18 protein-coding genes are annotated in these 25,941 nt (G+C 43.0%); 6 read left to right on the forward strand and 12 right to left on the reverse strand.

All coding sequences use genetic code 11. The features are described from left to right. Window positions 1-215 precede the first annotated feature (215 nt). The gene (locus AC2SLP_RS05555) at window positions 216-1,208 is read left to right on the forward strand and encodes an IS110 family RNA-guided transposase (RefSeq protein ID WP_486535649.1); all 993 of its coding nucleotides are present in this window, start codon (window positions 216-218) and stop codon (window positions 1,206-1,208) included. Between the two features lie 65 nt (window positions 1,209-1,273). Here AC2SLP_RS05555 and AC2SLP_RS05560 read toward each other — a convergent pair whose 3' ends face one another. Together AC2SLP_RS05560 and recG are read right to left on the reverse strand one after the other, a co-directional pair. Then, complete coding sequence (locus AC2SLP_RS05560) at window positions 1,274-3,049, reverse strand: potassium/proton antiporter (RefSeq protein WP_486535650.1); 1,776 nt, start codon at window positions 3,047-3,049, stop codon at window positions 1,274-1,276. Between the two features lie 76 nt (window positions 3,050-3,125). Continuing rightward, window positions 3,126-5,369 carry an ATP-dependent DNA helicase RecG gene (gene recG / locus AC2SLP_RS05565; protein ID WP_486535651.1) on the reverse strand — a complete coding sequence of 748 codons (2,244 nt, stop codon included), beginning with the start codon at window positions 5,367-5,369 and terminating at the stop codon, window positions 3,126-3,128. 248 nt (window positions 5,370-5,617) lie between these two features. On the opposite strand from recG, the gene lnt reads away from it, so the two are divergent. The 3 genes from lnt to AC2SLP_RS05580 all read left to right on the forward strand — a co-directional run bounded on the left by lnt (window position 5,618) and on the right by AC2SLP_RS05580 (window position 10,174). Then, complete coding sequence (gene lnt / locus AC2SLP_RS05570; RefSeq protein WP_486535652.1) at window positions 5,618-7,201, forward strand: apolipoprotein N-acyltransferase; 1,584 nt, start codon at window positions 5,618-5,620, stop codon at window positions 7,199-7,201. A gap of 182 nt (window positions 7,202-7,383) precedes the next feature. Then, window positions 7,384-7,845, forward strand: coding sequence for a hypothetical protein (locus tag AC2SLP_RS05575; RefSeq protein ID WP_486535653.1), 462 nt, complete (start codon window positions 7,384-7,386; stop codon window positions 7,843-7,845). A gap of 331 nt (window positions 7,846-8,176) precedes the next feature. Then, a complete protein-coding gene (locus AC2SLP_RS05580) occupies window positions 8,177-10,174 on the forward strand; it encodes an aminopeptidase P family protein (protein WP_486535654.1) in 1,998 nt (665 codons plus the stop codon). Window positions 10,175-10,406: 232 nt separating this feature from the next. Here the strand turns inward: AC2SLP_RS05580 and AC2SLP_RS05585 are convergent, their stop codons facing one another. From AC2SLP_RS05585 to urtA, 9 genes are all read right to left on the reverse strand, one after another. Further along, a complete protein-coding gene (locus tag AC2SLP_RS05585; protein WP_486535655.1) occupies window positions 10,407-10,874 on the reverse strand; it encodes a hypothetical protein in 468 nt (155 codons plus the stop codon). Between the two features lie 172 nt (window positions 10,875-11,046). Next, entirely contained in the window at window positions 11,047-11,628 is a 582-nt protein-coding gene (locus tag AC2SLP_RS05590; RefSeq protein ID WP_486535657.1) for a dihydrofolate reductase, read from the reverse strand. Between the two features lie 160 nt (window positions 11,629-11,788). After that, window positions 11,789-12,649 carry a thymidylate synthase gene (locus AC2SLP_RS05595; protein WP_486535658.1) on the reverse strand — a complete coding sequence of 287 codons (861 nt, stop codon included), beginning with the start codon at window positions 12,647-12,649 and terminating at the stop codon, window positions 11,789-11,791. A gap of 527 nt (window positions 12,650-13,176) precedes the next feature. Beyond that, a complete protein-coding gene (gene lgt / locus AC2SLP_RS05600) occupies window positions 13,177-14,058 on the reverse strand; it encodes a prolipoprotein diacylglyceryl transferase (RefSeq protein ID WP_486535660.1) in 882 nt (293 codons plus the stop codon). A gap of 202 nt (window positions 14,059-14,260) precedes the next feature. After that, entirely contained in the window at window positions 14,261-14,959 is a 699-nt protein-coding gene (urtE, locus tag AC2SLP_RS05605; RefSeq protein WP_486535661.1) for an urea ABC transporter ATP-binding subunit UrtE, read from the reverse strand. 158 nt (window positions 14,960-15,117) lie between these two features. Beyond that, window positions 15,118-15,954 (reverse strand): urea ABC transporter ATP-binding protein UrtD, encoded by an 837-nt coding sequence (gene urtD / locus AC2SLP_RS05610; protein ID WP_486535776.1) that lies wholly within the window; start codon window positions 15,952-15,954, stop codon window positions 15,118-15,120. A 182-nt stretch (window positions 15,955-16,136) separates the two neighbouring features. Beyond that, window positions 16,137-17,207: an urea ABC transporter permease subunit UrtC gene (gene urtC, locus AC2SLP_RS05615; RefSeq protein WP_486535662.1), complete on the reverse strand. Its 1,071-nt coding sequence runs from the start codon at window positions 17,205-17,207 to the stop codon at window positions 16,137-16,139. A gap of 10 nt (window positions 17,208-17,217) precedes the next feature. After that, on the reverse strand, window positions 17,218-18,819 hold the full coding sequence (urtB, locus tag AC2SLP_RS05620; RefSeq protein ID WP_486535777.1) for an urea ABC transporter permease subunit UrtB: 1,602 nt from the start codon (window positions 18,817-18,819) through the stop codon (window positions 17,218-17,220). A gap of 718 nt (window positions 18,820-19,537) precedes the next feature. Continuing rightward, entirely contained in the window at window positions 19,538-20,812 is a 1,275-nt protein-coding gene (gene urtA / locus AC2SLP_RS05625) for an urea ABC transporter substrate-binding protein (protein WP_486535778.1), read from the reverse strand. A 561-nt stretch (window positions 20,813-21,373) separates the two neighbouring features. Here urtA and AC2SLP_RS05630 point away from each other — a divergent pair. Further along, window positions 21,374-22,207 (forward strand): NRDE family protein, encoded by an 834-nt coding sequence (locus tag AC2SLP_RS05630; RefSeq protein ID WP_486535664.1) that lies wholly within the window; start codon window positions 21,374-21,376, stop codon window positions 22,205-22,207. Window positions 22,208-22,594: 387 nt separating this feature from the next. Here the strand turns inward: AC2SLP_RS05630 and AC2SLP_RS05635 are convergent, their stop codons facing one another. Next, window positions 22,595-23,116: an RNA pyrophosphohydrolase gene (locus AC2SLP_RS05635; protein WP_486535665.1), complete on the reverse strand. Its 522-nt coding sequence runs from the start codon at window positions 23,114-23,116 to the stop codon at window positions 22,595-22,597. A gap of 616 nt (window positions 23,117-23,732) precedes the next feature. Here AC2SLP_RS05635 and AC2SLP_RS05640 point away from each other — a divergent pair. Beyond that, window positions 23,733-25,733 (forward strand): autotransporter domain-containing protein, encoded by a 2,001-nt coding sequence (locus tag AC2SLP_RS05640; protein WP_486535666.1) that lies wholly within the window; start codon window positions 23,733-23,735, stop codon window positions 25,731-25,733. The last annotated feature ends 208 nt before the right edge of the window (window positions 25,734-25,941 follow it).

A 25,941-nucleotide genomic window follows, 5' to 3' on the forward strand; every position in this document is an offset into this window, starting at 1 on the left:
CACCCTTGTATCTTGACTGACCCCTTAACGCAATCAACGAGAGTTGATAAACTAAAGCGGTTAATCACGAGCATTGAGAGCATGAGCGCACCCTTAGTGCCTAGACACTGTAGCGTAGATAATGCCCAATGCTCATTTTTATCATCTTAATACTCTGAATGGTATCCAAGTGCCTCAATACGAGTGACACTGCATGAACAAGGGAAGATGACAAGATGACTCATTATATTGGTATCGATGTTAGTAAAGCAAAGCTTGATGTTGCATGGCTTAAAGATGCAGACAAGCTAAAGGTTAAAACCAAAGTATTTAAAAACAACAAAGACGACTTTGATAATCTTATCAACTGGCTAAAAACAAACGTCAGCGATAATTTAAGTGATATACACGTAACCCTTGAAGCAACAGGTGTCTATCATGAGAATGTGGCTTATTTTCTACATGATAAAGGTATTGCTCTAAGTATCGTAAATCCAGCCTATGTCAGAAGCTATGCAAACTCTCTTGGTAGTCGCAATAAAACTGACAAAAAGGATAGCGTCTTACTGGCTCGTTATGCTAATAGTGCTAAGCCAGAACAGTGGACACCGCCACCAGTAGAAGCAAGACAATTAAAGTCATTATTGACTCGTTTAGATGCACTACAGCAAGACTTGCAACGTGAGCTTAACCGTCAAGAAAAAGCATATGCTACTGATACTGCGCCTATTGTGAAGCAATCCATTGGCACTATGATTGATGCTTTAGAAGTTGCTATTGCAAAGCTTAACGATGATATTGATGATCATATCGATAAACATCCTAAGTTAAAGCATGACCAAGAGCTACTACAAACTATCAAAGGTGTAGGCCCTGCCACATCAAGACAGATGCTATCGCTGATGCACAATAAGCAGTTTACTAAAGCGTCACAGGTTGCAGCCTTTATTGGTCTTGTTCCTAGACATATTGAGTCAGGACAGTTTAAAGGCAAATCACGTTTAGCTAAGAATGGTTCAAGTGCTATTAGAGCTAAACTGTATATGGCTGCAGTGGTATCCACTAAATGGAATCCTGATATTAAGGCACAGTACGAGAGGCTGTTAGCCAATGGTAAGTGCAAGATGCAGGCGATTTGCGCTGCTATGCGTAAGCTTGTGCATATCTGCTATGGTGTATTGAAACATCAATCTCCTTATCAGGCAAAAGTTGAATTTATTTCTGCTTGATATTTATTTTTTAAGATGGTATCTACACAATTTTTACGGATGATTAAGCAGCAAAAAGCTGTGAGCTACTGCTCTTCAACCTCATAATGCTTAAGCTCAACACTCCTAAGCCCACCACGCTCATCCACCTCATTCACAATAAACGACCACTCCTCATTAATCGCCACCTTATCCCCAGTCACGATAGGTGCTATTAACTTTGATTGAATAAACTCGGCTGCCGTTTGCTCCCACAACGCAATCTCGGTATTAACGAGTGCATCTTCATCCATCGCTTTGGGCTGGCGGCCTTTAAAGATGGGTAAATCGCCCAGCTTTACATGCGGCGACACGACCCAATCGCCGTAAAAGCTGTCTACCTCTCTGGTATCAATCTTAAAGTCATTAAATATACGCGCAATCGTACTGGCATGGTCGCCACGTAAACCGTACCAAACCCGATCGCCCATATTTAAGCGCGTGTCTTCATCGACACGTATAATTTTATTGTGTCGCACCAACGCAAATAGCTCAATTTCATCATTATTTACTCTTGAAGATAGATCCTTAGGATAACGACCGATAGCAAACGACCCGGGCTTCACCTCAAACTCGTATAAGGTAATGCTTGCATCGTCCGAGACCCATATTTCCATCTCTTCCTCAGGTTCAGGCGTACTAGGCACTCTGACTTTAAATAAATTTGCAATAATAGGTATGGTGCTGCCTTGCAAAACCAAGGATAAGATAACCACACCAAAGGCAATATCGAATAGCAAAAAGGCATCATCAACGCCCGCGATAATGGGAAGTATCGCTAAGGTGATAGGCACCGCACCGCGCAGACCGACCCAAGAGATAAAGCCTATCTCATTGAACTTAAAACCAAAAAAACGCGTGCTGGTAAATACCGCGATAGGGCGGGCAATAAATATCATAAATAGGGCAATCGCTACTGAGTGATACCACACGTTAATAACATTAGAGGGGGTCACGAGCAGACCCAGTACTAAGAATAATACCGCTTGCGACAACCACGCAAAGCTGTCCATCACCCTAAGGACATGCTCGGTGGCGCGTACTTTATGATTACCCACCACCACACCGGCCAAATATACCGCCAAAAATCCACTACCGCCAATGATGTTGGTGGCTGCGAACACCGCAAGTCCGGCCGATAAAATAAATATGGCATACATGCCCACAGGCAGATGCACCTTGGGCAATAGCTTTGCCAGTGCGTAACCAAATAGCACGCCCATCAGTAGACCAAAGCCCAATTGCTGTGCCAACAGCCCAATAAATCCTAAAAAGGTTTGGCCAGCAGGGTCGACATTAAGGGCGATAAGTCCCGTCACTAGTAAGATTGCGAATGGATCGTTAGCCCCTGATTCTAACTCTAACGTCGCCTGCACTTTGTCGTTGAGTTTAACGCCACCATGTCGCAATAAGGAGAATACAGCCGCCGCATCAGTAGAGCCAACAATGGCTGCCATCAGCAATCCAATACGCCAATCAACACCCAGCAGCCACGTCACAAACAGACCCAGAATAACCACCGTGGCGAACACACCCCATGTGGCAAGGGTCACTGCGGGCTTTAACCCGACCTTAAAGGACTGGAATGAAGTTCTAAGCCCACCATCTAACAAGATACACGCCAGTGCCGCTTGCCCCACTAGATTCGCCATTGTGTACTGCGAAAACTCAATGCCCAACAGCCCTTCTTCACCTGCCAGCATACCTATGACTAAAAATAGGAGTAACAGCGGCATGCCCAAACGTGCCGACAAGGTACTTGCCATCACGCTAGAGAATATCAGTAGCGATCCAACAAGGTAGACGATGTTTAAGGTTTCCATATTAGATAGACTCTATTCAAATAGAATGAAAGATTTGGGTTAAGACAGACACAATATCATCTTAATGCGCTTAGCCCTAAACATTGGTATATTTACTGGCCTCTGGCATCCAGCGGTGAATCAACTGAGTGACCTCAGCTTTACGTGCGTCGTCATCAATTAACCGTTTGGCAAGGTGACTGGCTATCATTAATAGGTTTTCATCGCGCATTAAGTCGGACACATAGTAGCCCACGTTACCGGTTTGGCGTTTGCCAAGCAGCTCGCCAGGACCGCGCAGTTGCAAGTCTTTTTGGGCAATTACAAAGCCGTCATTACTGTCACGCAGTACGTTTAGACGCTCGATGCCTGTCTCAGATAGCGGGGTTTGATACAGCAGTACGCAGTAGCTTTTGGTCGAGCCGCGCCCTACGCGCCCGCGTAGCTGATGCAATTGCGATAAGCCCAAACGTTCCGCATTTTCTATCACCATCAGCGAGGCGTTGGGTACATCCACACCCACTTCAATAACCGTTGTCGCAACCAATAAGTCAAGCTCCGCATTTTTGAACGCTGCCATGATCGCTTGCTTTTCTTTTGACTTCATTTTGCCATGCACCATGCCAATGCGGATATCAAGGCGGTCGTCGAGGTCGGCATAAGTCGCTTCGGCAGCTTGAGCGTTTAAGGTATTAGAATCTTCAACTAAGGGGCACACCCAGTATGCTTGTTTGCCCTCAGCGCAGTTAGCAGCAATACGGTCAATCACCTCATCACGGCGTGCACGGTCAATGGTAACCGTGGTAATCGGCGTACGACCTGGCGGCAGCTCATCTATGATTGAGGTGTCCATATCACCATAGGCACTCATCGCAAGCGTACGCGGAATCGGAGTGGCGGTCATGATAAGCTGATGCGGGGTGCTGTCTGCCACGCCTTTATTGGTCAAGGCCATTCGCTGCTCAACCCCAAAACGGTGCTGCTCATCTATAATGGCCATACCAAGCTTGGCAAAAACTACTTTGTCTTGAAACAAAGCGTGCGTACCGACCACCACTTGCACCTCATTTTCTGCCACGGCTTCTAAAGCGTCTCGGCGCTGCTTGGCGGTTTGTTTGCCCGCAAGCCATCCCACCCCGATACCCAAAGGCTCAAACCACGCCTTAAAGTTAATCAAATGCTGCTCGGCAAGGATTTCAGTCGGTGCCATCACTGCCACTTGCCACCCACTGTCTAACGCATAGCAAGCCGACAGTGCCGCTACTAGGGTTTTACCAGCACCCACATCGCCTTGTACTAAGCGGAGCATTGGAATTGAGGTGCTCATGTCATCGGTAATCTCTTTAATCACGCGGTTTTGAGCGTTAGTTAAGCTAAACGGCAGGCTAGCCAGTAGTTTGTCCGCTAATGGGCTGGTGTCATCACATTTAGGTGCTTTATGCTGATGCAGCTGCTTACGGCGGTATAACATACTTAACTGATGTGCGGTCAGCTCTTCAACAATCAGACGCTGGCACGCAGGATGAGTGCGTTCTTTTAATTGTTCTAATTGAGCCGCTTGCAATGCTATGTCTGTATGCATCGGCGGCGTATGTATTAAGGTCAGTGCTTCAAATAATGTTAGCGTCTGCCAACTTGGTGCATTGTGGGCTGTTGTAGTGGTCGTGTCAGGTGAGGATTTGGGGTATATGGGAGGGGTGGCAGATAAACCGGGTAGAGGTGCAGGCAACTGATTAACCGCCTCCCAATCAGTAGTTGTAAAGACACTAAGCGTTGTTCCTTGCTGATTAATAGTATGTAGTGCAAGCTTTGCGAGGGTACGCAGTTTGTTTTGATGTAGTCCTTTTACGGTGGGATAAATGGGCTGTAGACCGGTATTAACCACAGGGGTGCCTGCACTTACCATCGTATACTCAGGGTGTGCCATCTGCAAGCCGTAGCGGCTTATCTTAACCTCGCCAAACAGACGTAAGCGTGCACCAAGACGCATGGACTGTACTAATGAGGCATATACTTTAAAAAACCGTAGCTGAATGGCACCCGTAGCATCTTCTATGACCACGGTCATACCGCCGCGCTTATTATCTACATACGTTATTTCACCCTCTATGAGTGCAGATTGTCCATCTTGTAAGTCACTTATATATACCAATCGGCTACGATCTTCATAATCTCTTGGCAAATGAAGCAATAAATCAAACAAACGGGTCACACCCAATTGCTCAAGCTGACCTTCAATCTTTGACCCAACACCAGATAAGGCATTAACAGGCAAGTCGACCGCGCTGGGTGGCAGTTTGTCTTTTAAAGGATGCTGAGGAGCGTTTGACGATGTTGGCATTAGAAGCTCTTATTAAAATATAAAGATAACACGATGCGGTATGTGATTAGGATCAGTTCAACAGACCTTAATGCTATTGATTATAGAACATATTATAATATTTCCGCACTACCACTTGCAGATACTGTACACGGCTTAAGATTTTTTGGTTTAAGGCTGTTATGATACGCCTATAATAAATAGACCCCTACGAATTAAACTGTCAAATAATACTTTAAAAACCTATTGAATTATTGCTTGGAGCCTTCATGCGCGCCTCAACCCAACACGTTAGTAACCGCCTAACGCCTGTATCCAAGTTAAGTGCTACCTCAGACGCCCCCAAACTACCAATCGGTATTGCGCTGCTTGTCGCGTGGTTGGCAGGAGCGATGTTTATGCTATCGCTGGCCCCTTATGGATATTGGATTATTGCGTTAGTCTCCCCCGCCATTTTGTATGCGCTATTATTGGCGCCGATGTCTAAAAAACGTGCTTTTTTTATTGGTGAAGCCTATGGCATGGGACTATGGTGTGTGGGCGCGTTTTGGTTATATACCTCTATTCATGAGTATGGCAATGTCTCTGTACCGCTTGCACTACTGGCTATAGCCATTATGGGGCTTGGCATGGGGCTGTTTCATGCAGTGCTTGCAGTCATTTTTAACCGTATTGTTGGCAAGCAGCCTTTGGCATTTGCGGCGCTTTGGGTGCTACAAGAGTGGCTTAAAACGTGGCTATTTACAGGCTTTCCTTGGCTATTTGTGGGCTATGCTTTTACAGAACAATATTGGCTGTCGTCATTGGCACCAGTCGCTGGTGTCTTTGCAGTGTCGTTTGTGGCAGTGCTGCTTGGTGCCAGTGTGGTTGAGGTGTTTCGCAAACGGGCAGGATATTTTGTGGCAACAGCGATACTATTGCTTATGAGTATAGGACTGTGGTTATTTAATCCTGCGTGGACTCAGCCCAAACCCAATACAGAGCCTTTAAAAGTCTCGCTAATTCAAGGCAATATCCCACAAGATTTAAAATGGTTAACTCAGTACCGTTATAAGACACTTGAGATTTATGCCACGCTGACTCGAACGGAGTGGGATCAGGATATGGTGATATGGCCTGAATCCTCTATACCTATGTTTCAGACCGAAGCATGGCCTTTTATATCAGAAGTGGTAAAAGCGGCTAAGCAAACTGACACCACTTGGGTGACAGGTATTCCTTACAAAGATCAAGATGCTTACGATCCAGCAACGCAAGACTACGCGCCTTTTTATAACAGTGTCATTGCATTAGGGTCGCAAGCCGAAGGACTGTACAAAAAACAAAACCTAGTACCGTTTGGCGAATACATTCCCTTTAAAGGCGTCTTGAACCTGTTCCCGAATCTAGCAGGTAGTGATGAGGTTATGGATTATAGCCGAGGTAGCAGCAATCAATCGCCCATACAAGTCCGAGGGCATAATATGGGATCAGCAATCTGCTATGAAGTGGCTTATCCAGAGACCACACGCCGTAATGCGAAAGATACAGATTTTTTATTAACCATTTCAAATGATGCTTGGTTTGGTACTTCAGCAGGCCCTCTACAGCATTTACAAATGGTACAAATGCGCTCGTTAGAGACGGGCCGCTGGTTTATGCGAGCCACCAACACAGGAGTCACCGCTATTATCGATCATCGCGGCAAAATAGTGGCTCGCGCCCCGCAGTTTGAGCGTACCGTACTGCGCGGCGAAGTTGAATCTCGTACAGGCATAACGCCGTTTGTGCGATTTGGAAATTATCCTATATTATTCATTATAGCGCTAATCTTACTGCTCAGTATCGTGGGTAGACGAGCAAGCCGTTCATAATGGTGTTTTAAAATAGACTGTTAATCCACAAAAAGACTAAGGCGTTTTAACAAAACGTAGCAAATTAAGATATAATGACAAGAAATATAAACCGTTCCGTCACTATTTATGGCCCTAACCATTGACCATATAAACTGACAACATATCCTTCAACCTTTATTATTCATATAGATAGGTGACCTATGGCAGATGCAAGCCAAAATAAACCCAAAAAAGAACTTGTTTACGCTTTAATTGGTATTGTTGGTTTTTTAGCCCTTGTACTGCTTATCGGTATTTCGGCTTTCTTACGTCCCGCAGGCGACCATATTGAGCCTGAGCCTGTTGAAGCTGAAGAAACTGTTACTATCGATGAAGAAGTGGTAGATACTGACGCTGCACAAGTTCCTTTAACTGAAGGCACGGCAACAGATATTGTAGGCGCGGCAGATGATACTGCTATAGTTAGTGCTGCTACCGAAAGTACAGAAACTGAGGTTGAAGAACCTGTACAAAGTGCCGAAGAAGCGGTCGAAGCAACAACTGATGAGGCAGAAGCGGCAGCTACCGTTGCTGGTGAACCAGATACAAGCTCTCAAACTTCTGAAAATGTAGAAGTTGCTGATGACATGAGTCTTGGCGGTGAAGAAGCGGTTACTGAATAAGACTGTGGACGTAAAACAGCCATCAACTATAAGCTAAATACAGCACTACAACTGTCAACCAGTTCAAGCTCGTTTAATTGAGTCTATAAATGCTAATGCCCGCTTAATCTTAGATTAAGCGGGTTTTATAGTTTTGTACTGGATGCTTTACCCTGTATAGTCAAAGAAGTCTAAAATAGTGACAAGGCAACCGAGTGCGAGTATTACTCATGTAAGCTTAGCGAGGTTAAGGCCGTAACCGTTTACTAGTTCGCTGACTATATAGGACTCATGAAACAATATTCCCTTCATTAAAATTTAAAGCCTCTTTAAAACCTTATTAGGATTTAATATGAATAAAAGTACTACCATAAATAATAACGCTACCTCAAATAATAACGCTACTTCAAACAATAGCGCCGCAGATAACGCTGTCTGTAATAAAAAAACTTATGATAAACAAACTTATAAAGCCCGTATCGCCGCTCTAAGACAGCTGCTTATTAACCAAGATATTGATGCAATTGTGGTACCCACTGCCGATCCGCACTTATCAGAGTATTTGCCTGAATATTGGCAAGCGCGCGAGTGGCTGACTGGATTTACAGGCTCTGTAGGCACGCTGGTAGTCACCAAAGACTTTGCCGGTATGTGGACAGATAGCCGCTACTGGGTACAAGCCGAAGATCAGTTGTCCGATACGGGTATTCGCTTTATGAAGCTGCAAAAAGGTGCGCCCGATCATATCGAGTGGCTGGCCACACATTTGCAGGCAGGCGATAATGTAGCGATTGATGGCAATGTCCTGTCTCTGTCTGAACAAGATCGTCTGCTAGACACTTTTGATGCTGCCTCTGATGCTACTGCCTCTTATGAAATGGGCTTAGATGAAAAAGGCTTAGATGAAAATGGCTTAGATGAAAAGGGCTCAAACGATGATAAAGAGCGGATTCGATTGATTACTGAAATGGACTTGTTGACACCGTTATGGGAAGATCGCCCTGCGTTACCAAGTGCACCACTTTATGCGCACGAAGCGCAGTTCTTGTCCCAAACTGCCCAAGAGAAGCTGGCAGAGGTACGTGCGCAAATGCAACAAATAGGCGCCTCTCATCATCTCGTCTCAAGTTTAGATGACATTGCTTGGCTCACCAACTTACGCGGCAGTGATGTCGATTATAACCCTGTATTTTTAGCGCACATGCTCATTAGTACAGATACAGCGACGCTGTTTGTCGATAGCAGCAAGGTAGGGGAAGACATAGGCGAGTTATTGAACGTGGCAGGCATTGAGACTGGAGAATACGCTCAAGTGCAATCAGCTTTAAGTCAGCTCACACCAGACGACTTACTGCTATTAGACCCAAGCAAAGTCGCAGTAGGCACACTGGATAAGCTGGGCGATGACATTGCAATGATTGAGCAAATTGCCCCAAGTAGCCTATTAAAATCGGTTAAATCTAAAGAAGACATTGAGCATGTACGTGAAGCCATGCGTCAAGATGGCGCGGCCCTGTGTCAGTTTTTCTCCGAATTTGAAGCCCGCCTCAATCAAGGCGAGCGACTCAGTGAGCTGGACGTCGACAGCATGCTTATTGATGTGCGTAGTAAGCAGCCACACTACGTATCACCTAGTTTCCCAACCATCGCAGGCTATAATGAAAATGGCGCACTGCCACATTACCGTGCAACAGAAGACAAGTTTAGCTACCTAGATGGCGATGGCTTATTGCTCATCGACTCGGGGGCTCAGTATCAAAACGGTACTACTGACATCACTCGTGTGGTGGGTATCGGCATAGTAAGTGAGGCACAAAGACGAGACTTTACTATCGTCCTAAAAGCACATATTGCACTGGCGAGCGCGCATTTTCCAGACGGGCTATCTGCTCCCTTGTTAGATGCCATATGCCGAGCGCCGTTATGGAGAGAGCAGCTTGATTATGGGCATGGTACTGGTCATGGAGTGGGTTATTTCCTAAATGTCCATGAAGGGCCACAAGGTATCTCCTACACAGCGCCACCTACTGTTCAAAGATCAATGAAAGCGGGCATGCTGACCAGCAATGAGCCAGGCTTATACCGTGAGGGCAAATGGGGGATTCGTATTGAGAACCTAGTTGTCAATCAGCCAGTCTCTACGCCAACTGAAACAGAGTTTGGTAACTACTTATATTTTGAAACCGTGACACTGTGCCCGATTGATACTCGGTTGATTCAAACTCAGCTGCTTAATTCAGAAGAAATTGAGTGGCTAAATAACTATCATCATACGGTTTATAATGAGTTGAAAGATAGAGTAGATAGTGATGCTCTGGAGTGGTTAACAGAGCGTACGAAGGCGATTTAAGAATAAAGTCATATTCGTAAACATCTGTATTAATAAGCCCCTCTTTTAGTTTTAAAAGAGGGGCTTATTCTTACACCAATTATAGCCAAAGAAATCTAAAATGGTTACAAGGCAACCGAGTACAAGTACTACTATAGTAGGGCGAGCGAGGTTTAAACCGTAACCGTTTAGTAGTTCGCTGACTATATATAATAATTAATTGGTAAGGTAGGTGCGTAAAACCTATAAAATTTTATTGGTTTTCTGAGATAATTTGAATAACTTTCTTGCGTATATCGTTTAATAATCCTTCATCAACAATACCTATTGTTCCTAAAAACTCAGAATCTTCATTAAAACCACCATTGGTTATAACAGTTACCTGTTGTTCAATTGACTCATATCCTTCTGCATTTTGACTGGCATTGTCAAAATTAATTTTGACTAATATCTCACATTCATATCCGCCACTGTCGACATCATTAGGCTTTGAAAGTGGGTCGAGCTGTATGTTAAGAGTATCAACAATTTTATTCGCCTCGTCATAGTTTGATTCAAATTCCATAGTAGTTGACATTCTCAAACTTTCATCAGTCATACTTAAAAAGGCTTCATCACTGCAGAGATTTGATGAAGTAGCAGTTGATGTCGACTCTTGACAGCCAAAGCTTAATGCTGCTAATGCCATCGTAAATGATAATGTAAAGATATTTTTTAGCATGTGAGAATCTTATACTTAAATAGGTATAGTTAAACATATGAGACAGATTGTGATGATATTCTATTTATTAATAGACAGGTGAGGTCAATTCGCTATAAAAAGGGATATAGTTTTAACCTCGTTCAAGAAATCACGCATATAATTTATTTCGACTGCAGTATTATTAAAACGATTACCCCTTCTTCGCCATATAAGTCACAAACTTATAGCTCATACCGCTTTTTTTATCGGTAAATGATTCAGATTCCTCTGTAAGCTCAAAATTCTCTGGGATTTCAGGATAAAAGGCATCCCCGTTTTCAATCTCAGTATCGACAATGGTTAATTCAAGACGATCGGTAAACATCATAGCGTTGGTAAACACTTTTTCGCCGCCTATCACCCAAATGGTATCGAAGTTCAGACCGTGCGCAACGTTAGCACAATGCGTTAAGGCATCGTCTAAATTATGCACAATGTGTACATCATCATTGTCTTCTAGTCCCACTTTTTGAGCATAATCTAACTGAGTGGTGATGATGAAATTCACTCGGTTTGGTAGTGGCTTTGACCCCATAGATTCAAAGGTTTTACGACCCATAATGACAATACCTTTCATGCCACTATCAGAATATGGATCAGTTTCAGCGGTTGTTTTGGCTTTAAAATGTTTTAAATCTTCAGATATATGCCAAGGTAGCTCATTATTTTTACCAATACAACGGTTGTTGCTAATGGCCGCTATTTGAGCAACTTGGGTATGCGCGTAACTCATGAGGATGTCCTTATATGCAAATATGTTTATTATGCTTTATAGCTACGTTATTGGTTCAAGAGACCCTAGTTTAACTACTTTCATGGTTATTAAATAGTGTCTGTCACAAGAATAGTGTCCGTCACAAGGATAGCGCCTGTTACAAGGCATCGAACCGATTTTAAACCGCGACAGGAGCTTTGATAGCGGGGTGCGACTCATAACCCTCTATCTTAATGTCATCAAAAGTAAAACTAAAAATATCTTTAACCTCAGGGTTTAACCACAGTGTTGGCAGCGAGTATGGGGTACGTGATAACTGCTCATTAACTTGATCAATATGGTTTTGATATAAGTGACAATCGCCACCTGTCCAAACAAATTCACCGACCTTTAAGTCGCATACTTGAGCAATCATATGCGTAAGAAGTGAGTAGCTGGCAATGTTAAAAGGGACACCCAAAAATAAATCGGCCGAACGCTGATATAACTGACAAGATAATTTGCCGTCTGCGACAAAGAATTGAAATAAAGTATGGCATGGGGGGAGCGCGACTTGATTGGCTTCAGCAGGATTCCAGCCAGAGACAATCAATCGACGTGAATTGGGATTGTTTTTAATCTGCTCAACCACGTTTTTGATTTGGTCAACACCGTCTTGATTATAGTTGCCCTTAGCGTCTTTGGTTGCACCATAATTACGCCACTGATGACCGTAAATAGGACCAAGATCGCCCTCAGGACGCCCAAAGCGTGCCGTTTGCTCTGCAGTGGACCACTCATTCCAAATGCGGACCCCATTATCTTGCAAGTACTTAACATGAGTATCACCACTTAAAAACCAAAATAGCTCATAGGTAATAGATTTCATATGTACTTTTTTGGTGGTTAAAAGCGGAAAACCATCGTTTAAATCAAAGCGCATTTGCGCCCCAAAGTGACTGCGTGTGCCCGTACCCGTACGGTCGCCTTTTTCAGCACCATGATCGCGAACATATCGGATCAAATCAAGATAAGCGGCTTCATTTTTGGTTGTTATCATAGTTGCAGTAACCGAATAATAATACCTGTTCTAAAAAATAACCTATCCTTGTCAAACTCGCCCACCCTACTACTGGTAGCGTTTGCACTGGTTTTGCTTAATAGGTTAATTTTCAGACTTGGTATAAAATATAATCTTTAAAAATTCAGAAGTATCGTTATATCTGATAGCTTATTTAGGGTCTGTTGAACATTCAAATATTAGGACTGCTGATAGCTAAAATTGTTCCAAACTAGGCATAAACCGACGATAATGTCTAGACCTTAGCTAGGTTTATAACAACGTTTGGGGTAATTTTAGCATCAGCCCTACGGGGCGGGGCTATTTTTTGTCAATATATTGTGAAATTTTCTAACTTAGAATAACTAAGTGTCTAAAATTTCCCTGCATATTGACTAAAAAATAACTGCCGCCAGTTCCATATTTGAATGTTCAACAGACCCTAACATATTTCAATCAGTAAATAGCTACTTTATAGCGCGTTAAACCCTATTAGAGTATACGTCTTATCAAAGTAGGGATTGTTATTAGTTGGTTGCGTATTTGCCCCAATCGTACACTTGGCGGCGATAAGCCAATACCATAAGCACGATACCAATGATAATCATGGGTAACGTGTATAGTTGACCTTTACTCATCCAGCCCATCAGTAGCTCGTAGCCTGGGTCAGGCTGACGGAAAAACTCAATCACAAAGCGGCTAATACCATAACATAGCATGAATAAAGCGGTGACCGCCATACGTGGGCGTGGTTTGGATGAAAACCACCATACAAAAATGAACGTCAGTAATCCTTCAGCAAAGGCTTCATAAAGCTGTGAAGGATGACGTGGCAAAAGATAGTTGCCATCTACTTGAGTCATCAGCGACTGCATGGCAGGGTTGGTGGTGATAAGCGCAGAGTCAAATTGTGCAGCTTGGGGGAAATAGGTTAACCAATTATAGCCGCCATCGGAGACACGTCCCCATAACTCGCCATTAATATAATTACCAAGACGGCCAAACAGTAGGCCCGTTGGCACACAAGGTACAATAAAATCGAGCACACTAAAAATCGGCTTTTTGTATTTTTTAGCAAAATATATCATGGCTAAGGCGACACCGACGAAACCGCCATGAAACGACATACCACCTTCCCACACCTTTAATAGATAGGCTGGGTTTTGTAATAACTCACCGAATTGATACAACAGTACATACCCAATTCGACCGCCTAAAATAACACCGAGGGCACCAAAGAATACGAGATCTGATACCATGTCCGTGGTCCAGCCTTCATGTTTGGTACTGCGATACCACGCTAATCCATAGGCGGCGGCAAAGGCCAATAAGTACATAAAGCCATACCAATGCACCTGTATAGGTCCGAGTGATAAAGCTACTGGGTCAAACTGGGGATGAATCATCATGACATCAGTCTACATTGTTATTCGAATAAGCGTCATGATAACAAAAAATAGGAGATAGGGCATTAATCAGTGGACTAATTAATCTGTGTAACTGATTAATCTGTACGTCTTATAAATCTATGCCGCTATATATCATGTGATAATGGCAATATTTGATAATATTGCCAGAAAAAGTGCTCTTTTATAATTAAGATATAAAACTTTATATCGCAACTAACTCTTGTATATTATCGGCAGCCATTGTAGTGCCGCGTCCTTGCGCCACTACTTGACCACGCGACAGCACGGTATAGTTGTCCGCCAATTCTTCGGCGAATTCATAAAACTGCTCTACCAAAACAATCGCCATATTGCCTTGACGTCCGAGATCTTGAATTACGCGCCCTATGTCCTTAATAATAGACGGCTGAATACCCTCGGTAGGCTCATCCAAAATTAGTACGGTAGGTTCTGAAGCCAGTGCGCGAGCAATAGCAAGCTGCTGCTGCTGACCACCAGACAAATCACCGCCGCGGCGATGTTTCATCTCATCGAGCACCGGAAATATGTCATACAAATGTTCAGGCACTTTACTGGCTTTACGTTGGGAAAACTTGGCCATACCGATAAGAATGTTTTCTTCAACGGTTAAGGTTGAAAAAATATCCCGACCTTGAGGCACATATGCAAGTCCTGCGCGTACTCGCTGTTCAGGCGTAAGCTTGCTAATGTCTTTGCCATTTAAAATTATTTCGCCCGACTTAATAGGTAAAATGCCCATCAAGCATTTAAGTAAGGTAGTTTTACCAACGCCATTGCGCCCAAGTACCACACTACACTCGCCAATTGGCGCCATAAATGACACATCTCGTAAGATATGGCTGCCGCCGTAATATTGATTTATAGCATTAACTTCTAACATATAAAAGCCCTAAAATTTATGAATACAATGCTGTTTCTTCTCTAACCAAAGCAGGTGATGCCTACTTATTGACTGGCTTTTCAGACTAGTTTTCTAGACCAGCTTTTTAGAAAGCTTTTTTGTCAAGCTTTGTTGACCAGCTTTGTTGATCAGTTGAATCAGCGACCCAAATAAGTTTCAATCACCGCCTCATCGTTTTGGACTTCATCCAAAGTGCCTTCAGCTAATATAGCCCCATTGGCCAGTACGGTTACTTTTTCGCTGATGGCGTCAATAAAGGTCATGTCATGCTCGACCACGACTAAGGTGTGGTCTTTTTTTAATCGTAAGCACAATTCAGCAGTGTGTTCTGTTTCTGCATCTGTCATGCCCGCCACTGGCTCATCAAGTAAGATGAGCTTTGGGCTTTGCATTAATAACATACCAATTTCAAGCCACTGCTTTTGTCCATGTGACAGCAAACCTGCAGGCTTATTAATCATGTCATGCAGACGAATCTGATCCAATGTTGAATCTAACGTGTTTTGGGTATCGGCATCCATCTTGGTAAACCAACTTTTTGATACACGCTTATCTTTTGGCGCAGCAAGCATGAGATTATCGAGCACGGTAAAGTTTTCAAATACCGTGGGTTTTTGAAACTTACGTCCAATACCTGCTTCGGCAATTTGCTCCGTCGACAAAGTCGCTAAGTTATGTACTTGTCCAAAGAATGCACTGCCTTCTGTAGGACGTGTCTTGCCTGTAATGACGTCCATCAACGTCGTTTTACCCGCCCCATTAGGACCAATAATACAGCGAAGCTCACCTTCTTCAATGTATAACGATAGATCGTTTAGCGCGCGAAATGAATCAAACCACACACTCACATTTTCAAGATATAGGGCAATACCGTGGCTCAAATCAGGCCCCGATTTGGGTACGGGATGCACAAGGCCATCTATTCCGGTTCCAAAGTCCTCATCGATAAGAGGGTCATCCGCATGGCCAGTCATCGCCGTAACCGATTGCACCGGTTGAGTTTTAGTCGCCTGACTGACCGTATCTTTAGCAGCCGTTATGTCTTGAGTGGACGGTATCGTAGACAAATTATTATTCGCTCCGTTATTTGTTGAGACAGTGCTACTTTGATTGCTGTTTTCGATACTGGCATTAGGTGTTATGGATGGTTTAGACATTATTCCTTCTCCTTTTTAAAGCGGTCCAGTAGGCCGATAATGCCATTGGGTAAAAACAGCGTCACAACCACAAACAATCCCCCTAGTATCAATAACCAGAATTCAGGGTAGGCGACAGTAAAATAGGTTTTAATGGCATTGACAGCGCCTGCACCAACAATAGCGCCTATTAAAGTACCGCGTCCGCCAGCGGCTACCCACACGGCCATCTCAATAGAGTTCACCGGATTCATCTCACCTGGATTAATAATACCTACTTGGGGTACATACAGCGCGCCTGCGATACCCGCAATCACTGCTGAAAGTACCCAAGCCGATAGCTTATACCACAGTGTACGATAGCCTAAATATTGCAAACGGTTTTCGCTGTCACGAATGGCACCCAGCACCCGTCCATAAGGCTGATTCATCAAATAACGCAATCCAAGGTAGGATAACAATAGCGCTAAAGCCGTCACAAAGCACAACATGGTACGGGTAGATGCTGCGGTAATGTCGTAACCCAGTAAAGTGGTAAACCCAGTAAAGCCGTTATTACCACCAAGCCCTGTTTCATTACGAAAGAACAGTAGAGCGGCGGCATAGGTCATGGCCTGAGTAATGATAGAAAAATAAACCCCTTTAATTTTGGATCTAAATGCAAAGAAACCAAAAATAAACGCTACCAAACCTGGTACTAAGACCACTAAGGCCATCGCCCACCAAAAGTGCTGTGTGCCCGCCCAGTACCATGGCATTTCAGTCCAGCTCAAAAACCGCATAAAATCAGGAAGACCTGGTCCAGCTGTTTCTCGAGTAAGATACATACCAAAGGCATAACCGCCTAAGGCAAAATAAAGACCGTGTCCCAAGCTTAGGATACCTGCATATCCCCATACCAAATCTAGAGCAAGTGCCACCATGGCCAAGGCCATAATTTTGCCGATAAGCGTTATCCAATATGCAGATAAATGTAGGCTTGAGGTTTCTGGCATCAAGTGCAGCCACGGTAAAATCAGTAGTACTAAAAAACACAATCCAATCAATATAGAGTTACGTGGTGAATCAGACAGTAGTTGAGTAAATCGCATGATGTTTTCCTTAATCCACAAAGCGGCCTTTTAGGGCGAATAAACCTTGTGGACGTTTCTGAATAAACAGAATCACAAGAACCAATAACACAATCTTAGCCAATACAGCGCCGATACCGATTTCAAGCGCAGTACCACTAATGCCAAGACCTAGAGAAGCTAAAACAGCACCCCAAACTTGACCAACACCGCCTACCACGACGACTAAAAATGCGTCGATAATATAGGTTTGTCCTAAATCTGGGCCCACATTACCTACTTGCGCCAAAGCACAGCCTGCCAGTCCTGCTAAGCCCGAGCCAAGACCAAACGCAAGCATATCGATGCGAGCGGACGGTATACCAACTGCACGCGCCATTTGACGATTCTGAGTAACCGCACGAACAAACAATCCAAAGCGGGTTTTGTTGAGTAGGTAGATTAAAAGCGCCAAGACGATTACGGTAAAGCCGATAATCGCAATACGGTTGTAAGGTAGCGATAAGCTTGCCGACACTTGATATGCACCGCTTAGCCAATCCACATTACTCACCTCGACGTTTTGCGCGCCAAAGGTCATGCGTACCAGCTGCATTAATATTAAGCTAATACCGAACGTGGCAAGCAGGGTTTCAAGCTCTCGTCCGTATAAAGGGCGAATCACAATACGTTCGATGATCATGCCGATAATGGCACTGACCAAAAATGCGACAGGTATTGCAGCAATCAGATACCAGCCACTCATACTTGGTAAATAGGTTTGAAACAGGTTTTGTACCACATACGTTGCGTAAGCCCCGATCATGATCAGCTCGCCATGAGCCATATTAATTACGCCCAGCAGGCCGAAAGTAATTGCGAGACCAAGTGCTGCCAATAGCAAAATACTAGCGGTACTCATACCGGTAAACAAATGACCCGCCCACGTACTGATCTTGATGCGATTGGCAACGCTGCTCTCTGCGCTTATCAAAGCCGCTTTTAAATCAGCGGATAAGGTGTCATCTTTTAGTGCATTTTGAATATTTACCAAGACTTGTGGGCTGTCGCTTTTTGACAACACATTGACTGCAGCAAGCTTGGTGGCTTCATCCCCTTGTTTAAAATCAATACGGGCTTGAAGCTCAGCCAATGCGTCGGCGACCTTACTATTGCTCTCTGAGGCAGCGGCAGTTGTGATGGTAGCCGGATCTACTTGATTGATATTTTCAGATAATATTTCTACGGCTTCTAAGCGTTGAACTGGATTTTCTGAATTGAGTTTTGCTTTGGCTTGTCCAAATATTAGCGCTGAGCGCAGTGTATTGGTTAAAGTCACTTGCGATAAGTCATTTGGCCAGTCGCTGGTTTCTTGTCTGTCTGGATAGGTAAACAGCTGATCGTCACTATTTAATAGGTACGTTTGGCCGCCGTTTCCTTGGTATAACTCATCGTTACTAATAAGCTCAACCAAAGTGTCTAAGTTTTCAACAGAACCTGGCCAGTCATTTAGCATAGCTTGACGCTGGGTAAAGTCTCCTGCGACGAATTGCTCAATAGCATCCTGATCAGTATTTATATTGCTTTGCGAATTTAAAGCTTCTGTAGCGCCATCCGCAGCGGGAGTCGTTAAAGACTGCTCGTTTTGCTGCATAACATTGCTATTGGGTGTATTCACCATGTCAGAAGTGATAGTCGCAGTATCAAGAGGTAGCGAGTTTTGTTGCTGATCAGCATTTGACGCTACAGCATTTGACGCTTCACTGCTACTTGCATAAGCTGGCGCGATACTTAACGATAGGCTAACGCAAACAGCCGCAATTAATATGAGTACCCATAAACAAAGGTTTACCAATGGGGTTATCAACCCTTGTTTATGCATCTTATATCTAGAGTGAAACGACTGATTAAAGTCTCTAAACGGACCGGCTGTGGCAATTTTTAATGAAATGGGTTTTTTAGTGACTGTCTTTAGTAGGGCAGGTGTTGGCTGTAAAATGGAAGGTAACATCTTTAACGGCTCCATAGCGATTTTAAATCGATGCACCCTAACGCATTCAAACCATAACTTAACTGCGTTTAAGCTGACAGGATTAAAACTGACGTCAATTAAACTAAGTAGAAGTCGAGATAAATGCGGTAATTTGGATGCGCCGGGTACCAATAGAAGAAAGCTATATAATAAAACTATAAACAAAAGCTTTTTGATGCATCGTTTATATAATGGCTTACTTTGCTTACTTTTATCAGGTGTTTAACGGATAGCCATACATTTGGCTATCCGCGTTATATAAAAGGTTAGGTTTTATGATAAATACGACATTTGCCGTCTTACTTCTGTAGCATAGTTTCTAAAGCTTTGCTGGCACGAGTTATTTTGGAATGTACTGGCTCCAAGGCTCAGCACGAATCACCTCAGGCGTTTTGTTAATCACATCAAACTGACCGTCTGCACGGATCTGACCAATCATAACCGGCTTCCACAAATGGTGGTTCTCTTCATCCATTTTTAGTGTATATCCAGAAGGGGCATCAAAGGTTTGACCGCCCATGGTCATACGTACTTTATCAACATCCGTGCTGCCTGCCTCTTCCACCGCTTGCTTCCACATGTTGATACCCACATAAGTGGCTTCCATAGGATCGTTCGTCACGACTTTTTCGGCATTTGGTAAGTTTTGATCCAGTGCAAACTTCTTGTACTTAGATGTGAAATCGTTGTTTGCAGGGTTTTTGATCGACATAAAGTAGTTCCATGCCGCCAAGTGACCTTGCAATAAGCTGGTGTCAATACCGCGTAGCTCTTCTTCACCTACTGAGAAAGCCATGACTGGAATGTCAGAAGCTTCGATACCTTGGTTGGCAAGCTCACGATAAAACGGTACGTTAGAATCACCGTTAATGGTTGAGATCACCGCAGTTTTCTTGCCAGTTGCAAATTTCTTAACGTTAGATACGATGGTTTGATAGTTGCTAAATCCAAATGGCGTATACTCTTCCATGATGTCTTCTTCTGCCACGCCCTTAGATTTTAGGAAGGCTCGTAAAATCTGATTGGTAGTACGGGGATAAACATAGTCAGTACCTAGTAATACAAAACGCTCGGCGCTACCGCCCTCAGGACTCATGAGATATTCGACCGCTGGAATGGCTTGCTGATTTGGCGCAGCACCCGTATAGAAGATGTTTTCTGACTGTTCTTGACCCTCATACTGAACAGGGTAGAACATCAACCCGTTAAGCTCTTCAACGACAGGTAATACAGACTTACGTGATACAGATGTCCACCCACCAAAAATAACATCTACTTTATCTTGCGTTAACAGCTGACGCGCCTTTTCAGCAAACAGTGGCCAATCAGAGGCAGGATCAACGACAACTGGCTCAAGCTGCTTACCAAGCACACCACCATTGGCATTAATTTCATCAATAGTCATTAAGGCGGTATCTTTTAGCGAGGTTTCAGAGATAGCCATGGTGCCTGATAAAGAATGTAAAATACCAACTTTAATCGTATCGCCATCCGCTGCAGGTTCGGTCGTCGTGGTCGTTTCTGTAGTCGCTTCTGGCTCAGCTTCTGGAGCTGCTGTCTCTGCTGGTTTTTGGCAACCAATAAGGCTTAGGCTTCCCGCTATCGCCACTGCCATTAAAGACAGTTTAGAATTAAAAATGTTTTGTTTGCTGTTTTGTTGATTAAAGTCATTTAAGGTGGTTTGAACAGACATGAAGAGCTCCTAAATTTTGAATTTGAATTATCAGTGCGTTTGAGGCACAACTGTATTTAATAATTCAATATCTGTGCCACCTTAATAACGTATTTTTTATCCATAATGTGCGCAATTAATAAATAAACTGCACCAAATTGAACAAATAGTTTGATAATTGCACTACTTTTGGGTTATTTAGCGTTTAAAAATAGAGCAGTAAATCCATGAACAATGTCTAATAATCAATTTATTCAAACATTTAGGGTTTCAGATATTCAGGAGTTTCAATATATTGCGTTTTTCAAATCGCATTTGTAGAAAGGCTTAAAATATACAGGTCATTCAAATTCAAACTTTTTGAGTTTGCCAATAACAGTGATAAGGTTTAAGACCTATAGACAATATAAAATGTTCAACAGACCCTAATTAAGTCAGCTTAGCGAGGTCAAAACCATCAATGTTTAGTTTTTATATGACTCTAATCATCAAAAAGGATAAGTTATGTGTATTGTTGCCATAGCGTGGCAGTTATTTGAGGACATGCCACTAGTGCTGTTGTCTAATCGTGATGAATTTTTGGCGAGACCTACGACTAAGGCACATCAATGGGAAGATGCGCCCATATATGCGGGGCGAGATGATAAAAGTGGTGGAACGTGGCTAGGTATTAATCAACAGCAGACCAAAAGTGCAGATAGCATTGGGTATCAAAATGGACGCTGGGCCGCTGTATTAAATTTCCGTGATGGGGTGCAGGCTAGTGCTGATCAGCGCTCACGCGGCGAGTTAGTGACTAACTTCTTAACAAGCGCATTATCGCCTTTAGCATACGCCAGACAACTAGATCAGCAAGCTTACGCAGGATTCAATCTTATCATTGGTAATGATAAACAAGCGGTATTGGTGAACAATAGAGGCTTTCCACCAACGGCACTACATAATGGATTACACATTATTTCAAACGGACAACCCGATGAAGCGTGGTTTAAGTCTGAACGGTTACGTGGCCGAGTCAGACAAGAAGTGCTGCCATTAATCAGTGAAAGTATAGGACGGCATCAAGGCGACTTTAGCTATTGGCAACCCGCCGCATTCTGGGTACTATCCGATACCCTTGAAGCACCAGGCGATCAATTACCTGATACGGGCATGCCACCTAAGCTTGAACAGTCGCTATCTTCTATCTGCATAGATACTCCCGAGATGCCTACCTATGGCACGCGTACTCAAAGTGTTTTAACCATGCAGCGTATCGCTAAATCAGACGATACTAAGCTCGCCTCTTCTCTCAAACTAATATTAAACAGTCGCTCCTACGATCGCCAGTCTGCGTAGAGATAATATAGGATGTCACTTAAAAGGTAGAGGAAATAGAAAAGGAATGAAAAGATGGACAAACTATAGTGAACAAGTCTAAAAGAGTTACATGGCAACCGGGTGCAAGGGCTACTCACATAGGCTTACCGAGGTTAACACCGTAACCGTTTAGGTGTTCGACGACTATAAAAGGTCTTAAGTATCAATGAAGGTCTTAAGTATCAATGAAGGTCTTAAGTATCAATGAAGGTCTTAAGTATCAATAAAAGGTCTTAAGTATCAATAAAAGGTCTTAAGTATCAATAAAAGGTCTTAAGTATCAATAAAGCCTGAGCCCATAAAGAAAGGCCTGTACCAATAGATACAAGCCTTAAAATTACAATAAAATTATATAGAGTTGTCAAATCACACTGTAAGTAGATGATTTGTATTCTCAGGGAGAACCAACTCTTGTTTTAGTGGTAATTCGCGTGCCAGCTCTCGCAAAGCGCGGCGATATACCCCTCGTTTAAAATGAACAACTTGACCCAGCGGATACCAATAGCTCACCCATTCCCAATGGTCGAACTCTGGCTTGGCTGTGTCAAATCGAATATGTTGCGTATTCGGCTCATCTAGCTTGAGCAAAAACCACTTTTGTTTTTGTCCAATACACAAAGGATGCTGTCCATGGCGGATATAACGTTTGGGTAAACGATATCTCAACCAATTGTTAGTAGCAGCTAAAAGCTGTACATGTTTAGGATATAATCCAACTTCCTCCCATAACTCCCGATACATAGCATCAATCGGTGTTTCACCTGTATCTATCCCTCCTTGAGGGAATTGCCATGAGTTATGTCCAACACGTTTTGCCCATAGTACTTGACCTCGTGTATTTGCCAAGATGATACCGACATTGGCTCTAAAGCCGTCTGCATCAATCATGACTAAATCCTTAAAATAGCAATTATTAGATGTTTTAAAATTATAAAAATAAATGTTATTAAAATATAAAATCAATCTTGTCTTTATTCATCTTTTAAATTTAAAAAATACGCATAGTTATAACCATCATAAACAAACGTATAAAATACAAACAGACAGATTGATAATCATTACTTACTATTAAAGCAATAATTCAAGTTAAATGATAATATTATTTTGATATAAAATGTTTCATTAGGTTTACTTAGCTATTCTATCTTTGCAAAGCGTTATAATTGATTAAATTCAAGCAAAATCAATAAATTATAAAAGTTTTAAATAACGTATTTATGTCAGTAGCAAGACGATAGTTAAGATGGGTTTGGTTGCTAGAATTTATATCAGGGTATACACTGGTATCCCTATTTATATGATTATATAAAGTCGATGCGACGTACCTAATATTATTTAGGTTTTAATTGGGTTTTAATTACATTTTAATTAGGAAAAGAAGTAAAGCCTAGCCAATCCTGGTGATGCTCTTATAAACACCCACTTAACAGATTAATAGAAGAGTATTTAAAATAAGTATTCATTACTTGTACTCATAAGCAGTACTTATGACAAGGAAGTCGAGATGCCAAAGCATATTTCTAAGCTATCTACCTACTCCAATATAGATCACACCTCTACGGATTTAACCAAAACGACTAATAAAGCTATAGCAAAGTCCATCATGGCGAATCGTCGTGATTTAGATGCTAACAATAAAGTTTATCCAACTATCAAGAAATTGTCGCAAGCTATATTAGCTGTAACAATGGCAGCATGTAGCACTGCCTATGCCAGTGAATACAGTAGCTTGACATTTTTTGGTGACAGTCTGACAGATGGAGGCTACTTCAAACCCACGTTATCGCAAGATAATGCAGGTCAATTCACCACCAACCCAGATAATACATGGGCAACCCCTTTCGCAGAGCAATTAGGCTTAACAGCTGTTCCTAATACGATAGGTACGAATAGCGCCGACGCCAATAGTGATATTAATAACTATGCCATCGGCGGAGCGCGAGCGGGTGTTGATGTCCAAAGAGAGGGTATCACCGTGGCGTCTGCGCAAAGTCAATTGGATGACTATTTGTCCACCAATACCGTTGACAGCGATGGGCTATATACAGTGTGGATTGGTGCCAACGATTTATTATCTGTTGTGCAGGATTTGGGCAATGCCAATAGTATTATTACTGAGGCCACACAAGATCAGATTGGGATTATCCAGAGATTGGATCAAAATGGTGCCAACTATATTTTGGTACCTAATATACCTGATGTTGGTTTGACCCCTAATGCGATTGCAGAGGGAGAATTTGTACAAAACTTAAGCACTCAGTTTGCTACTCAGTACAACACAGCATTATATGATGGCGCTAAAGCAACAGGGGCCAATATTATACCTTTAGATACTTTCTCCCTGTTGCAACAAGTCTCTCAAGACCCCGCTGCATATGGCTATACAAATGTGACAGACAAGGCATGTGGGGAGGTTAGTTCTTTAACCTGTGGGCCAGACGACTTGGTTGAACCTGATGCCAATAACAGCTATTTCTTTGCAGACGGCATCCATCCTACAGGACGAGCGCACCGTATGATAGCCGACTTTGCAAGTTCTGTAGTGACCACACCAAGCCAAGTGGGCTTATTGCCCCATATTGCAACTCAGTCAGGTTTAGCAACCAACAAGCGTGTACAAAATCACATCAATCAGCTTCAACAAGGGTCAATAACTCATAATGAACAAGGCCCTGAAGTATGGGCATCGGTAGATGTGAACGCACTTGATGTGGCAGGGTTCGAGAGTAGCGGGAATACGCAGCTACTACTGGGCGTAGACTTTCATCATAATAATATGCCACATGCTACTAGCGGTATGTATGCGCGCATGGGTCAATCAGAGCTAGATAGTAGTGTTCGATCAGGTATTAATAATATTGATTTTGATGAATTGGGCTTGGGGCTGTATCACCGACAAAACATTGCGAATATACAATTGAGTGCAGCCATAGGTTATGATGATTTGGATATGGATCTTAACCGTCAGGTTACCTTAGACAATTACACCCGCCAATATCAAACTGAAACAAGTGGCGAGCGGTATTTTGCCACCGTCCAAGCAGGCTATCCGATAAGCGTTAGCAACAAAGCGCAGTTTACCAATACTACGTTCACGCCTTATCTAGGGGCGTCAGTAAGTTGGGTGACACTGGATGCTTTTGGAGATGCGGATATGAGCGACCCCGTTGGCATGCAGTTTGATGAGCAAAAGTACGATACCGTGTATGGTGCCTTAGGGGTTAAGGCCAATACTTATGTGGATGATAACCTCAACCTATTTGGCGATATTAGCTTTCAAAAGCAGATTGATGATGACCATGAAGAGCTCAAAACTCGCTTGAATACGGTCTCTGATATGATCTTTACAACGCCCACAGCGAGTATAGATGATGAAAGTATCGACGTCACGTTAGGCTTGGCGCGTAAATTTGATAAAATAATCGCCAGTGCGGGGGTGTCGCATGCCTCAGGTGATGATGATGAAGCGACGAGTGTATTTATTGAGCTAAGTAGTTCGTTTTAATCCATAAGTCCCTACTCTTCATATATTTATTAGCTAACTCACCAGCTAACTGTATATAGTAAATGTTTTAGTGATGCAAATAAAAGGTTAAACAGGGTACTGTCTAACCTTTTTGACGTTTATAATAGCAGTTATCTATAGTCAGCGAACTACTAGACAGTTACGGCGTTAACCTCGCTAAGCCTACTCCTGCCTTAGTATTAATTGC

The sequence above is a fragment of the Psychrobacter sp. CX21 genome (assembly GCF_057396255.1).